Below are 14,312 nucleotides of genomic sequence, written 5' to 3' on the forward strand. Positions count from 1 at the left end.
GGGCGTAAGAAGTGTCAACGCATATGCCGGACAGGGGCGTTGACTTTGCCGTCTTATTAACCGCCGACACGTTTCAGTGCCTCGGGAGCCTCGTCGATCCGGCCAACCAGTGCGATTCGAGACTCCATCGCCCGGCCCTTCGCGAGCGAGCGCAGCAGTGGCCACGCCGGGAGGGTCTCGGTCCAGTGCTCCCGGTCCACGAGCACCATCGGCGTGGGTTCGCCGCGCGACTCGTAGTAGTTCGGCGTCGCGTTGTCGAAGATCTCCTGCAAGGTGCCGGCCGCGCCCGGCAGGAACACCACGCCCGCCGTGGAGCGGGCCAGCAGGCCGTCCTCGCGTGTGGCGTTGGCGAAGTACTTCGCGATGTGCGCGGCGAAGGCGTTGGGCGGCTCGTGGCCGTAGAACCAGGTCGGGATGCCGATCGAGGCGCCGCCGCCGGGCCAGCGCTCGCGCACCTCGAACGCGGACCGGGCCCAGTCGGCGGTCGACGGCGTGAACGACGGGACCTTGGCGAGCAGCGTCAGGGCGTCGTCCAGCATCCCGTCGTCGAACGGGGCGGCGTACGCGCCGAGGTTCGCCGCCTCCATCGCGCCCGGCCCGCCGCCCGTGGCCACCGTGAGCCCGGCGCGGGCCAGTTCGCGGCCCAGGCGGGCGGCGCCCGCGTACTCCGCGGTGCCGCGGGCCATCGCGTGGCCGCCCATGACGCCCACCACCCGGGTACCGGCGACGAGCTCGTCCAGCGCGTCCGACACGGCGTCGTCGTGGATCGCGCGGAGCATGGAGGCGAACACGTCACCGTCGGCCTTGGTCTGCTGGAACCAGTCGTAGGCGAGGGCGTCCGGTGTCACCCCGTAGTCCTCGTCGAGGCGCGCGTAGAGCTCGTCGGGGGAGTAGACGCTCCCCCGGTAGGGGTCGAAGGGCAGTCCCGGTATCGGCGGGAAGACCAGGGCGCCGGCGGCGCGCACCCTGGCGGCGGCGCCCGGGTCCATGGGGCAGCCGAGGAAGACGGCGCCCGTGGGATCGGCGGCGAGCAGGGCGTCCGTACGGTCCGTCAGGTCGACGGCCTGGACGCGGTGATGGGCGAGGGAGCCGGGCGTCGAGGCGACGCGGTCGAACTCGTCGAGGCTCTCGATCTCCCGGTCGTGGGAGGCGTGGTGGGACTGCAACTGTGACAGTGACGGTGACCCGTGCGGTGACCGGGCCTTGCGCTGGGCGGGTGTCTGATCGGGTGTCGGATCCACCCGCCCATGCTAGGCACGCGCCCGGATCAGCCCTGAACCGCTGCCGGGTCCATCCACACGACCTCGAAGGTGTGGCCGTCGACGTCGTCGAAGGCCCGGCCGTACATGAAGCCGTGGTCCTGGGTCTCGCCGGAGACCGCGCCACCGGCCGCGACCGCCTTCTCCACCAGCTCGTCGACCTTCTCGCGGCTCTCGGCGCTCAGCGCGATCAGCACCTCGCTGGACTTCGCCGAGTCGGCGATCTCCTTCTTCGTGAACTCGCGGTACTTCTGCGGGGTGTGCACCATCACGACGATGGTGTCGCTCACCGGGAACGAGGCGGTGCTCTCGTCGCTGAACTGGGCGTTGATCTGCCATCCCAGCCCGGCGAAGAACTTCTTGGAGGCGTCGAGATCGTTGGTGGCCAGGTTCACGAAGATCATCTGCTGGTACATGGGGGCCTCTCCCGTCGGTGCGCCGCTGCCGGAGCGCGGTGCGTGTGCCGTGCCGTGCCGTTCGAAGGGGTAGACGGGAGCCGGCCCCGGAACTCATCGCCGGTGCGCGGACTTTCTCGAAAAGGTCTCCGCCGGTCAGTGGTCCAGCGGCAGCGCCGCCAGCACCGCGACGACCAGGACGAGTGGACCGAACAGGACGAGCAGGGCGGCGGCGCGTACCGCGGCGGCGGCGCGCAGGGTCGCCGGGGGCGCGCCGAGTCGCAGCAGGGCGTCCGTGGTGTCGGCACGGGCGTGCCTGGCCTCCACGGCCGCGGTGAGCAGGGTGGCCACCGTGCAGCCCGCGACCAGGAGGGCGCCCAGGGCACTGAGCGGGCCGAAGGCCGGTCCGTCGCCGTCGTACACCGTCGTGGTCACGTAGGCCGCGGCGGCGACGGCGGTCACGACGCCGAGGGGGCGGCCGACGCGCTGCGACTCCTCCATGAGGACGCGGCCGGCCAGGAGACGCAGGGCGCCGGGCCGGGCCGCCTGGAGCAGGCGGCCGCACAGGTGGGTGAGGCCCGGCCCGGCCAGGGCGAGGCCCAGGGCGGTGAGCGCCCAGCCGATCAGGACGCCGGCGGAGGGGGCGGTGCCGGGGGCGGGGGCGCCGGCCGCGTTGCCGGTGTAGGTCTCGACGGTGAGGCCGGCGGTGAGGACGGCGATGCCCCAGGGGAGGGCGGTGGTGTTCTGGGGGCGGGGGGCCGGCTCGGGCTGTGCGTCGGGGGAGGTGTCCGGTGTCTGCGGGGTGGCGTCCGCCGATGGCGAGGGGTGGGCATCACTTGCCTGCCTTCGCAGGGTGCCGCCTGCGCCCACCCTCTCCCACTCTTCGCTTCGCTCGACGATCGAGGGGACCCCCACCGCCCCAGCGGCACGACTGCCCGCAGCACCGGCTGCAGCGGTGCGGGCGCCGAAGCGGCCGTAGGCGCCGAAGGTCTCGCGGGCCTTGCCCCAGCCGTACGCGCCGAAGCGGCCGTAACCGCGGGGGGCGGTCGCCGCGGCGGGCCGGGGATCGCGGGGCCGCAGCGTGTGGGCGACCGCGGCCGAGGCGAGGGCGGGTACCAGGACCAGCAGGGTCAGGACGGCCGGGGCGGGGAGGGACTGGCCGACGGCCAGGGCGTCGGCCGCCACGCGGTCGGAGGGCGGGCGCCCGGTCAGGCCGCCGCGCAGGTACAGGAAGGCGAGCAGGGCCGCCGCCGACCCGAGCGCGGCGGACAGGGCCGTGGTCGTCGCCGAGACGGCCATCAGCCGCCCCGGCCCCAGGCCGATCGCCGACAGTCCCGAGCGGGGCCGCGTCCCGGGATCGGTGCGGGCCACGGCGACCGCGAGGTACACCGCGGCGGCCAGCGGCGCCGCGCACCAGGCCAGGCGGAGGGCGGAGGCACCGGGCGTGCCGGGGTGGCTCAGCGCGTGGCCGAGGGCGCACAGCAGCAGGAAGCCCGTGCCCGCCGAGGCCACCGCGACCAGCAGTCGGCGCAGGTGGACGGCGAGGTGGGCGCTGCGGGTCAGGCGGAGAGCGAGCACGCCGCCCGGCCTTCCGTTCCGGGAGTCCCGGTGGCACCCGTTGCCACCGTGGTCTCGGCGAGCGGCGGCAGGTGCACGGTCCGCACCCGTCGTCCGTCCAGGAGTGCCACCGTGCGGTCCGCCAGGGCGGCGGTCTGCGCGTCGTGCGTGGCGAGCAGGACGGTGATGCCGTGCGAGCGGGCCGCCGTGGTGAGCGTCCGCAGGACGTGGGCGCGGTCGGCGCGGTGCAGGGGGGCCGTCGGCTCGTCGGCGAAGAGCACCGCCGGGGTGACGGCGAGAGCGCGGGCGATGCAGACGCGCTGCCGCTCGGCCTGCTGGAGTTCGTGCGGGCGCCTGCGCGCCGTGCCGCCGACGTCGAGGCGGTCCAGCCACTCCAGGGCGGCGGTCTTGGCCCGGCGCCGGCCGGTGCCGCGCAGCATGAGGGGGAGCGCGGCGTTCTCCCAGGCGTTGAGCTCCGGGACGAGCGCCGGGGCGGGGTCGATCCAGCCGAAGCGGTCGCGGCGCAGCCGTTCGCGGCCGAGGGGCCCCATGGTGTGCACCGGCACGCTGTTGAACCACACCTCGCCGTCCTGCGGCTTGACCAGTCCGGACAGGCACCGCAGCAGGGTGGTCTTGCCGCTGCCGCGCGGGCCGCTCACGGCGAGGATCTCGCCCTCGCGCACGCCGAGCGACACTCCTTGCAGCGCGGGGGAGCCGTCGTGGTGCTGGAAGTGCAGGGCACGGGCCCAGAGCACGTCGTTGTCCGGCGGGGCCTCCATGGGCGTACACCTCGGTTCTGATCCGTATTTCCCCGGTCATGTCCCCCTTCCGGGGGAACGAAGGCGGGGCCGATCGGTCACTGGGCACCGTAAGGAGTCGCCGCGGAGGAAGCCGGACAGCACGCGGCCCCGGGCCGCCGTTCTCACTCGAACGGACCGCTCCGGGGCCGGTGATGATCACCTCAGCGGATGATCGGGACGATCAGAGCTTCGTCCACGCCTCCGTCAGCGTGGCCCGCAGGATCTGCTCGATCTCGTCGAAGGTCTCCTGGTTGGAGATCAGCGGCGGGGCGAGCTGGATGACCGGGTCGCCGCGGTCGTCGGCCCGGCAGTACAGGCCGTTCTCGAAGAGCTTCTTGGAGAGGAAGCCGTACAGGACCCGCTCGGTCTCCTCCTCGTCGAAGGACTCCTTGGTGGCCTTGTCCTTGACCAGCTCGATGCCGTAGAAGAAGCCGTTGCCGCGGACGTCGCCGACGATCGGCAGGTCGTGCAGCTTCTCCAGGGTGGCGCGGAAGGCGCCCTCGTTGTCCAGCACGTGCTGGTTGAGGCCCTCGCGCTCGAACAGGTCGAGGTTGGCGATGCCGACCGCGGCGGAGACCGGGTGGCCGCCGAAGGTGTAGCCGTGCAGGAAGGTGTTGTCGCCCTTGTAGAACGGCTCGGCCAGGCGGTCGGAGATGACGCACGCGCCGATCGGGGAGTAGCCCGAGGTCATGCCCTTGGCGCAGGTGATCATGTCCGGGACGTAGCCGAACTTGTCGCAGGCGAAGGTCGTGCCGAGGCGGCCGAAGGCGCAGATGACCTCGTCCGAGACGAGCAGCACGTCGTACTGGTCGCAGATCTCGCGCACCCGCTGGAAGTAGCCGGGCGGGGGCGGGAAGCAGCCGCCGGCGTTCTGCACGGGCTCCAGGAAGACCGCGGCGACCGTGTCCGGGCCCTCGAAGAGGATCTGCTGCTCGATCTGGTCGGCGGCCCAGCGGCCGAAGGCCTCGGGGTCGTCGCCGAAGAGCGGGGCGCGGTAGATGTTGGTGTTCGGCACCTTGTGCGCGCCGGGGACCAGCGGCTCGAAGGGGGCCTTGAGGGCCGGCAGGCCGGTGATGGACAGGGCGCCCTGCGGGGTGCCGTGGTAGGCCACCGCGCGGGAGATCACCTTGTACTTGGTGGGCTTGCCGGTCAGCTTGAAGTACTGCTTGGCGAGCTTCCAGGCGGTCTCGACCGCCTCGCCGCCGCCGGTGGTGAAGAAGACCTTGTTGAGGTCGCCGGGGGCCTCGTTCGCCAGGCGCTCGGCCAGCTCGACGGCCTTGGGGTGGGCGTAGGACCAGACCGGGAAGAAGGCGAGCTCCTGCGCCTGCTTCGAGGCGGTCTCCGCGAGCTCCTGGCGGCCGTGTCCGGCCTGGACCACGAACAGGCCGGCGAGACCGTCGAGGTAGCGCCTGCCCTTGTCGTCGTAGATGTGGGTGCCCTCACCGCGGACGATGGTGGGGACGGGGGCGTTCTCGTACGACGACATGCGGGTGAAGTGCATCCACAGGTGGTCGTACGCGGCCTTGCTGAGGTCCTTGGGGCTGTCGGTGCTCACGATTATCGGGTTCCCCACATATAGGTCTGCTTCTTGAGCTTGAGGTAGACGAAGCTCTCGGTGGAGCGCACGCCGGGGACGGCCCGGATGCGTCGGTTGATGACCTCCAGGAGGTGGTCGTCGTCCTCGCAGACGACCTCCACCATCAGGTCGAAGGAGCCCGCGGTCATCACCACGTACTCGCACTCGGACATGGCCGACAGCGCCTCGGCCACCGACTCCACGTCGCCCTCGACGTTGACGCCGACCATCGCCTGGCGCCGGAAGCCCACCGTGAGCGGGTCCGTGACGGCGACGATCTGCATCACGCCCTGGTCGAGCAGCTTCTGGACGCGCTGGCGCACGGCCGCCTCCGACAGGCCCACGGCCTTGCCGATGGCGGCGTACGGCCGGCGGCCGTCCTCCTGGAGCTGCTCGATGATGGCGAGGGAGACGGCGTCCAACTGGGGACCGCCGTTCCGGGACTCGCGGGAGTCCTTCTGGTCTGCGCTTCGACTGGCCACGGCTTCACTGTGCACGACGTATCGACAGTTTCGCAAGGTCGTATCAATGAAATTCGTTGTTTGACTCGCTTCAATCTGCGGATATCGCAACCCTGAGGGTGGTGGGGGTGTTGAAAACGTCGGGACTCCGTCTAGGGTGGGTGTCTCAGTCACTGGACACCGAACTTGGAGGGCCGGCAGTGAGCACCGAGCTGCGTCGTCTGCGCAATTACATCGACGGTGAGTTCCGGGACGCCGCCGACGGACGGACCACGGACGTGGTCAACCCCGCCACGGGCGAGGCGTACGCGACCGCCCCCCTGTCCGGGCAGGCGGACGTGGACGCCGCCATGACGGCCGCCGCGGCGGCCTTCCCGGCCTGGCGGGACCTGGTCCCGGCCGAGCGGCAGAAGGCCCTGCTGAAGATCGCGGACGCGTTCGAGGAGCGGGCCGAGGAGCTGATCGCGGCCGAGGTGGAGAACACCGGCAAGCCGATCGGGCTGACCCGCTCCGAGGAGATCCCGCCGATGGTGGACCAGATCCGCTTCTTCGCGGGCGCGGCGCGGATGCTGGAGGGCCGCGGCGCCGGCGAGTACATGGAGGGGCTGACCTCCTTCGTGCGCCGCGAGCCCATCGGCGTCTGCGCGCAGGTCGCGCCGTGGAACTACCCGATGATGATGGCCGTGTGGAAGTTCGCCCCGGCCCTCGCCGCGGGCAACACGGTCGTCCTCAAGCCCTCGGACACCACCCCCGCCTCCACGGCCCTGATGGCCGACATCATCGGCTCGATCGTGCCCAAGGGCGTCTTCAACGTCGTCTGCGGCGACCGCGACACCGGCCGCCTGATGGTCGAGCACGAGACCCCGGCGATGGCCTCGATCACCGGCTCGGTGCGGGCCGGCATGTCGGTCGCCGAGTCGGCGTCGAAGGACCTCAAGCGGGTCCACCTGGAGCTGGGCGGCAAGGCCCCTGTCGTGGTCTTCGAGGACACCGACATCCCCAAGGCCGTCGGGGGCATCTCGGAGGCGGGCTACTTCAACGCCGGGCAGGACTGCACGGCGGCCACCCGTGTGCTGGTCCACGAGTCGATCCACGACGAGTTCGTCAGCGCGCTCGCCAAGGCCGCGTCCGAGATCAAGACCGGACAGCCGGACGACGAGGACGTGCTCTACGGCCCGCTCAACAACCCCAACCAGCTCAAGCAGGTCTCCGGGTTCATCGAGCGCCTGCCCGCCCACGCCAAGGTCGAGGCGGGCGGTCACCGGGTCGGCGACAAGGGCTACTTCTACGCCCCGACGGTCGTCTCCGGCCTCAAGCAGGACGACGAGATCATCCAGCAGGAGGTCTTCGGCCCGGTCATCACCGTCCAGTCCTTCCGCGACGAGGACCAGGCCGTCGAGTGGGCCAACGGCGTGGAGTACGCGCTCGCCTCCTCGGTGTGGACCAAGGACCACGGCCGCGCGATGCGGATGTCCAAGAAGCTGGACTTCGGCTGCGTGTGGATCAACACCCACATCCCGCTGGTCGCCGAGATGCCGCACGGCGGCTTCAAGAAGTCCGGTTACGGCAAGGACCTGTCGGGCTACGGCTTCGACGACTACACGCGGATCAAGCACGTGATGACGTCGCTGGACATGTGACCCCACACATGTGACCCCACACATGTGACCCGACACATGTGACCCCACGCCGTGTGCGCGGCCCCGGACGGACCTCCCCGAGTCTCCGTCCGGGGCCGCGCCGCGTGTGTGCCGGGGGGTGAACTCCCCGCGCTCGACGGCGTGCCGGGCCTGGCCGGGCCCGCTCGACGCAGCGTCGAGCGTCCCGGTGGGCGCGGGGCCGGATCCTCGTGCCGCGCCCCTGCTCCCGAAGACGCCCTCGCTCTCCCGTCGTACCCGGCCGCGCGGCCCGGGCGGCTCCGCCGCGCCGGGTGCGCTCGGCGCCCCGGCCGGGGACCGCTGATCCTCCCGGACGAGGCGATGCGCGAACGGCTGCGATCGCACGGGACGTCGCGGCGGGAGAGCGGACGGAGTCCGCGAAGCGGTGGAACGGGACGGTCGGGGTGTAGCAGACTGATCATGTGATGAATTCATCGGTTGATGAAGGGGTCGAGGGCGCGGTCACGCTGGGACTGCTGGCCGCCTGGGTCCTGCACGACCTCGAAGAGCTGGCGACCGTGCCGGGCTGGTGGCGGCGCAACCTCCCCGCCCTGCGCGAGCGGTACCCGACCGTGCCGGAGGCCGTGTGGCGGCGGGCCGGGTCGGTCGACGGGCGGGAGTTCGCGGTGGCGGTGGGCGCGATGGCCGCGGTCGTGGCCTCCGCGTCCGTCGCCGGACGGCTGACCGGCGGCCGCTCGGCCACGTACCAGGCCGCGCTCAACGCCTTCGGCCTGCACGGCCTGGTCCACCTCGCGCAGTCGGGGCTGGTACGCGGCTACACGCCCGGGTCGGCGACCTCGCCGCTGATCGTCGTCCCGTTCACCCTCTGGGCCCGCCGTCGCCTGCGCCGCGCCGGTGTCCTGCGTGCCACCCGCCCGCGCGACCTCGCCGTGGGGCTGGGCTTCGCGGCGGCGGCGACCGTCGCGTCGCACGCGGTGGCGCGACGGCTGACGAGGGGCTGACGGGTCGCCCGGCTACTTCGGCGCGGGCGCGGTGAGGGGGGATCTCGCCGCGGCCGTGCCCCGGTCGCGCAGCGCGCACAGCACGTCGATGCGGTTGGTGGTGATCGAGTCGACGCCCACGGCACGCAGCCGGCGCATGGTGCGCCGGGTGTCGGGGGTCCAGACGGAGAGCAGGAAGCCGTCCCGGTGGACGCGCTCGGCCAGGGCCCGGTCCACCAGTCCGAAGCGGTAGTTGAGCCACCGGGGCCGGACCGCCGCCAGCAGCGCGGGCCGGGGCGGGGCCGCCGTGGTCCAGGTCATGGCGATCTCGGCGGCGGGGTCGGCGGCCCGCACGGCGAGCATGGCGGCGGCGCCCGCGGTGTAGTACACCCGGTCCCGTGCGCCGTACTCACGGACCACGTCCACGATGCGCCGCACGGCCCGCTCGCCCGGACCGCCCGGCAGGTCCAGCATCAGCCGGCTGCCGTCGGTCGCGGCCAGCGCCTCGGCGAGCGTCGGCACGCCGCCCGCCGTCAGCCCGCGCACCTCCTCGGCCGACAGGGAGCGCAGCGGCCGGTCCAGCTGCCACAGGCGCTTCAGCGTCTCGTCGTGCAGCAGCACCGGCACCCCGTCCCGGGTGAGGCGTACGTCGGTCTCGACCGCGTCCGCGCCGCGGTCCAGGGCGGAGCGCAGCGAGCCGAGCGTGTTCTCGCGGAGCCGGTAGGGGTCGCCGCGGTGGGCGACGGCGGTCAGGGCGCGCGGGGTGTCCATGGTGGGGGCAACTCTCGGTGGGCGTGGTTCTCAGGAGGCGAGCCAGGCGGCGGTGTACGTGTCGATCTCGTCGGCGATCCGGGCCTTGCCCGGCGCGTCGAGGAAGGAGGCCTCGACCCCGTTCTTCGCGAGGTCGGCGAGGCCGCGCTCGTCGAGGCCGAGGAGCCGGGCGGCGACGGCGTACTCGTTGTTGAGGTCGGTGCCGAACATCGGCGGGTCGTCGGAGTTGATCGTCACCAGGACGCCGGCGCGGGTGAACTCCTTGATCGGGTGCTCGTCCAGGGTGCGCACCGCGCGGGTGGCGATGTTGGAGGTCGGGCACACCTCCAGCGGGATGCGCCGCTCGGCGAGGTGGGCAAGGAGCTTCGGGTCCTGGGCGGAGCTGGTGCCGTGCCCGATGCGTTCGGCGCGCAGGTCGGTGAGGGCGTCCCACACGGTCTGCGGGCCGGTCGTCTCGCCGGCGTGCGGCACCGAGTGCAGGCCCGCGGCGATCGCGCGGTCGAAGTACGGCTTGAACTGCGGGCGGGCCACCCCGATCTCGGGTCCGCCGAGCCCGAAGGAGACCAGGCCCTCCGGGCGCAGCCGGTCGTCGGTCGCGAGCCGCGCCGTCTCCTCGGCGGACTCCAGACCGGCCTCCCCCGGGATGTCGAAGCACCAGCGCAGCACGGTCCCGAACTCGGCCTCGGCCGCCTTGCGGGCGTCCTCGATGGCGTCCATGAAGGCGCCCTCGTCGATGCCGCGCCGGGTGGAGGAGAACGGTGTGATGGTCAGCTCGGCGTACCGCACCTGCTGGCGGGCCATGTCCCGGGCCACCTCGTAGGTCAGCAGCCGGACGTCCTCCGGGGTGCGGATCAGGTCGACCACGGACAGGTACACGTCGATGAAGTGCGCGAAGTCCGTGAACGTGAAGTAGTCGACCAGGGCCTCCGGGTCGGTGGGGACCTTGGAGTCGGCGTGGCGCGCGGCCAGTTCGGAGACGATGCGCGGGGAGGCGGAGCCGACGTGGTGGACGTGCAGTTCGGCCTTCGGCAGTCCGGCGATGAAGGCGTGCAGGTCGCGCGGGACGTCGGCGTCGACGAGGTGCTCGGTCAAGGGTTCCTCCCCAAGGCGGCGCCCCCGGGCCGCGCGGGGCGGCGGCGGGGCGCGGGTGATCGGCTGATCGGTCGTTCGGGGATCATCGTAGGCCGGTCTCACGCCCGGCGGCCCGGGACCGTAGCATGGCGGGCACGAACGACCCGGGGGGACAGCACATGACGGACGCGATACGGCCGGAGGGGGAATCCTCCGGCGGGCACGACCCCTGGGCGCCCCCGGAGAGCGGGCCGTCCCTGGACAAGGGCCCCGGTGCCGGGCAGCCGCCCCAGCAGTCCCCGCCGCCCGCCTCGGACGCGCCGCCCCCCTGGCAGCCGCCGCCGGGCGTGCACGACCAGGCGACGGTCACGTCGATGCCCGGCCCAGGGTTCACCGGCCCCGAGTCCGCGGTGCCGCCGCCGCCCGTCGCGCCCGGTGGCGCCGGTGTCCCGGGCGGGTACGGCTACCCCGGATACGGCCAGGGCTACGGCTGGCCCGGCATGCAGCTGCCCCCGCAGAACGGGCTCGGCACCGCGTCGATGGTGCTGGGCATCCTCGCCTGCGCGCTGTTCTGCCTGTACGGCGTGGTCTCGGTGGTGCTGGGCATCCTCGCCGTGGTCTTCGGCATCAAGGGCCGCCGGAAGGCGGAGAGCGGCCTGGCCAACAACCACGGTCAGGCGCAGGCCGGGTTCGTCATGGGCATCGTCGGCATCGTGCTCGGTGTCGCCGTGATCGTCCTGATCGCCGTCGGGATCACCGCCGCGATCAACGAGGACTCGGACTACGACGACCCCTACTACGGAGCCTCGCGCCCCGTGCCCGTCTCCGTGACGGCGGAAAGCTGAACTCCTCCCCGCAGGGTTGCCTCTACGATGTCAAGCTCCAACGAGGGGAGAGCAGTTCATGTCGTACTCCAATCCCGGACCCGGGGACTACGGGCCGCCGCCGCAGCCGGGGCAGCCGCCCGCGGGGGGCTACGCGTACCCGCAGTCCGCGCCCGGGTACGGCTATCCGAACCAGGCCGCCGGGTACCCGGCCGCCCCGCCGGTGGGCTACCCGCAGGGGCCCGGCTACGGAATGCCGATGCAGCCGAGCAACGGCATGGGGACCACGGGACTGGTGCTTGGCATCATCGGCGTGGTGTGCAGCCTGACCTTCTTCCTCTGGTTCTTCGGCGTGATCCTGGGCATCCTCGGCATCATCTTCGGCGCGATCGGCCGGGGCAAGGCCACCCGGGGTGAGGCCACCAACAAGGGCTCCGCGACCGCCGGTCTCGTGCTCGGCATCACGGCCACGGTGATCCTGCCGCTGCTCGGCTTCCTTGCCTTCGCGAGCCTGATGAGCGTCGCCTGAGCCAGGCGCCGGTGGGGGCGGCCCGGAGCCGCCCCCTCAGGCTTTTCGGCCGCCGCCCGCGCGCAGCCGCTCCCTGGCCGCCATCAGCGCGAAGCCCAGCAGATTGGGCCCCCGCCAGCGCTCCGGGTCCACCGCGGCCTCGTCGTCCGCGGCCAGGCCGATGCCCCACACCCGGTCCACGGGGCTCGCCTCCACGAGCACTCTCTCGCCCGTGTTCAGCAGGAACGCCCGCAGCGCCGGGTCCGAGGCGAACTTGTGGACGCTGCCCTCCACCACGATCCCGAAGCGCTCCCGCTCCCACACCGCCTCGTCGAAACCGCGCACGAGCCGGCCCGCCTTCTTCGCCCCGGCGGGATGAGCGGCCGCCAGCACCCGCCGCTCGGCCTCCGCGTCCTCGAAGAGCCGGGCCTTGCCCGCCATCATCCAGTGCTCGGCCGTCGCGTACTCCACCCCGGCCACCGTGAACGGCGACGGCCACCACTGGCTCAGACAGCCCGGCCCGAGCCCGCCGTCCGGGAGCGGCCGGTGCCCCCAGAAGCACAGGTACTTGATCCGCGCGCCCGCCCGGACCCTTCCGACCAGCGCCTCCCGGTCGTCCACGCCCCCCACTGCCCCCGCGCTCGTCCGCGCCTCCGGGATCTGCTCCGCCCCCGTGATCTGCTCCGCCCCCGTGATCTTCTCCATGCACGCGAGTGTGGCACGCGCCACTGACACTCCGTCCGGCCTTTTCCGTGGCGACTCGACACCTGGTCGACAGATTCCGTCGCGTAACCAAATGGCAACAACGGAATCACTTGTTGGAGGCCTAGTGCTCTGTCAGGATCGGCACTCACATCGAGCCTGAGCCACGCCGGCCCCCCGCCACGGGGAGACCGAGGAGAGCCGACATGCACAACCCGGGCAACGCCACCACCCCGGACCGATTCCCGGCCCAGGACCGCTTCGCGGACGGGGCCCAGTACATCGCGGGCCGTCTCACGAAGGGCACCTCCGGACGGACGCACACCGTCGTCGACCCGGCCACCGGCGAGGACGTCCTGACCTACGAGCTCGCCGGGCCCGACGACGTCGACGCGGCCGTCGCCGCCGCACGGGCCGCGTTCCCCCGCTGGTCCGGTGCCACCCCCGGCGAGCGCTCCGACGCCCTGCACCGGTTCGCCGCCGTCCTGGCCGAGCGCGCCGAGGACTTCGCCCGCGCGGAGTCCCTGCAGTGCGGCAAGCCGCTGAAGCTGACCCGTGAGTTCGACGTGCCGGGCACGGTCGACAACGCGGCCTTCTTCGCCGGAGCCGCCCGGCAGCTCCAGGGGCAGTCGGCGGGGGAGTACTCCGGCGACCACACCTCGTACGTGCGCCGCGAGCCGATCGGCGTGGTCGGGTCGATCGCGCCGTGGAACTACCCGCTCCAGATGGCCGCCTGGAAGGTCCTCCCGGCGATCGCCGCGGGCAACACCATCGTGCTGAAGCCCGCCGAGATCACCCCGCTGACCTCCCTGATGTTCGCCCAGGCCGCCACCGAGGCCGGTATCCCCGACGGCGTGATCAACATCGTCAGCGGTACCGGACGGGAGGCCGGCGAGCACCTCGTCGCCCACCCCGACGTCGCCATGACCTCCTTCACCGGCTCCACCGCCGTCGGCAAGCGCGTCGCCGAGGTCGCCACCGCCACCGTCAAGCGCCTCCACCTGGAACTCGGCGGCAAGGCCCCCTTCCTCGTCTTCGACGACGCCGACCTCGACGCCGCCGTCCACGGCGCGGTCGCGGGCGCGCTCATCAACACCGGCCAGGACTGCACGGCCGCCACGCGCGCGTACGTGCAGCGCCCCCTCTACGACGCCTTCGTCGAGCAGACCGCCGCCCTCATGGACACCGTCCGCGTCGGCGACCCCTTCGCCCCGGGCACCGACCTCGGCCCGCTGGTCAGCCACGTCCAGCGCGACCGCGTCGCCGCCTTCGTCGACCGGGCCCGCTCCTACGCGCGCGTGGTGACCGGCGGCGAGGCACCGCAGGGCGACCTCAAGGACGGCGCCTACTACCGGCCCACCCTCGTCGCGGACGCCGCGCAGGACAGCGAGGCCGTCCAGTCCGAGATCTTCGGCCCGGTCCTGGTCGTGCTGCCCTTCGACACCGACGACGAGGGCATCCGGCTGGCCAACGACACGCCGTACGGGCTCGCGGCCTCCGCCTGGAGCCGGGACGTGTACCGCGCGAACCGCGCCACCCGGGAGATCAAGGCGGGCTGCGTGTGGATCAACGACCACATCCCGATCATCAGCGAGATGCCGCACGGCGGCTACCGGGCGTCCGGCTTCGGCAAGGACATGTCCGCCTACTCCTTCGAGGAGTACACGCAGGTCAAGCACGTCATGTTCGACAACACCGCGGTGGCGGCCAAGGACTGGCACCGCACCGTCTTCGGGGACCGATAGGACCGACAGCCATCACGCCAGGCCGCCGACCACGGCCGACCCAC

14 protein-coding genes are annotated in these 14,312 nt (G+C 72.5%); 5 read left to right on the plus strand and 9 right to left on the minus strand.

All coding sequences use genetic code 11. The annotated features are described in order from the left end of the window. Positions 1-56: 56 nt before the first annotated feature. The 6 genes from C4J65_RS25190 to C4J65_RS25215 all read right to left on the minus strand — a co-directional run bounded on the left by C4J65_RS25190 (position 57) and on the right by C4J65_RS25215 (position 6,084). Positions 57-1,175: an LOG family protein gene (locus C4J65_RS25190; protein ID WP_162833624.1), complete on the minus strand. Its 1,119-nt coding sequence runs from the start codon at positions 1,173-1,175 to the stop codon at positions 57-59. A 92-nt stretch (positions 1,176-1,267) separates the two neighbouring features. Next, positions 1,268-1,675 (minus strand): VOC family protein, encoded by a 408-nt coding sequence (locus C4J65_RS25195; protein ID WP_115744432.1) that lies wholly within the window; start codon positions 1,673-1,675, stop codon positions 1,268-1,270. Positions 1,676-1,810: 135 nt separating this feature from the next. Beyond that, positions 1,811-3,232: a hypothetical protein gene (locus C4J65_RS25200; RefSeq protein ID WP_115744433.1), complete on the minus strand. Its 1,422-nt coding sequence runs from the start codon at positions 3,230-3,232 to the stop codon at positions 1,811-1,813. Continuing rightward, on the minus strand, positions 3,214-3,990 hold the full coding sequence (locus C4J65_RS25205) for an ATP-binding cassette domain-containing protein (protein WP_115744434.1): 777 nt from the start codon (positions 3,988-3,990) through the stop codon (positions 3,214-3,216). The genes C4J65_RS25200 and C4J65_RS25205 overlap by 19 nt, the downstream gene beginning before the upstream one ends. Positions 3,991-4,192: 202 nt before the next feature. Continuing rightward, positions 4,193-5,566, minus strand: a complete 1,374-nt coding sequence (locus C4J65_RS25210; RefSeq protein ID WP_115744435.1) for an aspartate aminotransferase family protein — start codon at positions 5,564-5,566, stop codon at positions 4,193-4,195. A gap of 2 nt (positions 5,567-5,568) precedes the next feature. Beyond that, positions 5,569-6,084 carry an Lrp/AsnC family transcriptional regulator gene (locus C4J65_RS25215; protein WP_007444925.1) on the minus strand — a complete coding sequence of 172 codons (516 nt, stop codon included), beginning with the start codon at positions 6,082-6,084 and terminating at the stop codon, positions 5,569-5,571. A 164-nt stretch (positions 6,085-6,248) separates the two neighbouring features. Between C4J65_RS25215 and C4J65_RS25220 the strand changes: the two genes are divergently transcribed. Next, positions 6,249-7,688: a gamma-aminobutyraldehyde dehydrogenase gene (locus tag C4J65_RS25220; protein WP_115744436.1), complete on the plus strand. Its 1,440-nt coding sequence runs from the start codon at positions 6,249-6,251 to the stop codon at positions 7,686-7,688. Between the two features lie 440 nt (positions 7,689-8,128). After that, positions 8,129-8,668, plus strand: a complete 540-nt coding sequence (locus tag C4J65_RS25225; protein ID WP_115744437.1) for an HXXEE domain-containing protein — start codon at positions 8,129-8,131, stop codon at positions 8,666-8,668. A 12-nt stretch (positions 8,669-8,680) separates the two neighbouring features. Here C4J65_RS25225 and C4J65_RS25230 read toward each other — a convergent pair whose 3' ends face one another. Further along, positions 8,681-9,418, minus strand: coding sequence for a glycerophosphodiester phosphodiesterase (locus C4J65_RS25230; RefSeq protein ID WP_115744438.1), 738 nt, complete (start codon positions 9,416-9,418; stop codon positions 8,681-8,683). A 30-nt stretch (positions 9,419-9,448) separates the two neighbouring features. Then, the gene (locus C4J65_RS25235; protein ID WP_115744439.1) at positions 9,449-10,612 is read right to left on the minus strand and encodes an adenosine deaminase; all 1,164 of its coding nucleotides are present in this window, start codon (positions 10,610-10,612) and stop codon (positions 9,449-9,451) included. Positions 10,613-10,668: 56 nt separating this feature from the next. On the opposite strand from C4J65_RS25235, the gene C4J65_RS25240 reads away from it, so the two are divergent. Together C4J65_RS25240 and C4J65_RS25245 are read left to right on the plus strand one after the other, a co-directional pair. After that, a complete protein-coding gene (locus C4J65_RS25240; RefSeq protein ID WP_115746619.1) occupies positions 10,669-11,334 on the plus strand; it encodes a DUF4190 domain-containing protein in 666 nt (221 codons plus the stop codon). Positions 11,335-11,392: 58 nt separating this feature from the next. Next, positions 11,393-11,842: a DUF4190 domain-containing protein gene (locus C4J65_RS25245; protein WP_115744440.1), complete on the plus strand. Its 450-nt coding sequence runs from the start codon at positions 11,393-11,395 to the stop codon at positions 11,840-11,842. Between the two features lie 36 nt (positions 11,843-11,878). Here C4J65_RS25245 and C4J65_RS25250 read toward each other — a convergent pair whose 3' ends face one another. After that, on the minus strand, positions 11,879-12,526 hold the full coding sequence (locus tag C4J65_RS25250) for an NADAR family protein (RefSeq protein WP_240330502.1): 648 nt from the start codon (positions 12,524-12,526) through the stop codon (positions 11,879-11,881). Positions 12,527-12,729: 203 nt separating this feature from the next. On the opposite strand from C4J65_RS25250, the gene C4J65_RS25255 reads away from it, so the two are divergent. Next, complete coding sequence (locus C4J65_RS25255; protein WP_115744442.1) at positions 12,730-14,268, plus strand: gamma-aminobutyraldehyde dehydrogenase; 1,539 nt, start codon at positions 12,730-12,732, stop codon at positions 14,266-14,268. The last annotated feature ends 44 nt before the right edge of the window (positions 14,269-14,312 follow it).

The sequence above is a fragment of the Streptomyces sp. CB09001 genome (assembly GCF_003369795.1).
Classification (GTDB): Bacteria; Actinomycetota; Actinomycetes; order Streptomycetales; family Streptomycetaceae; genus Streptomyces.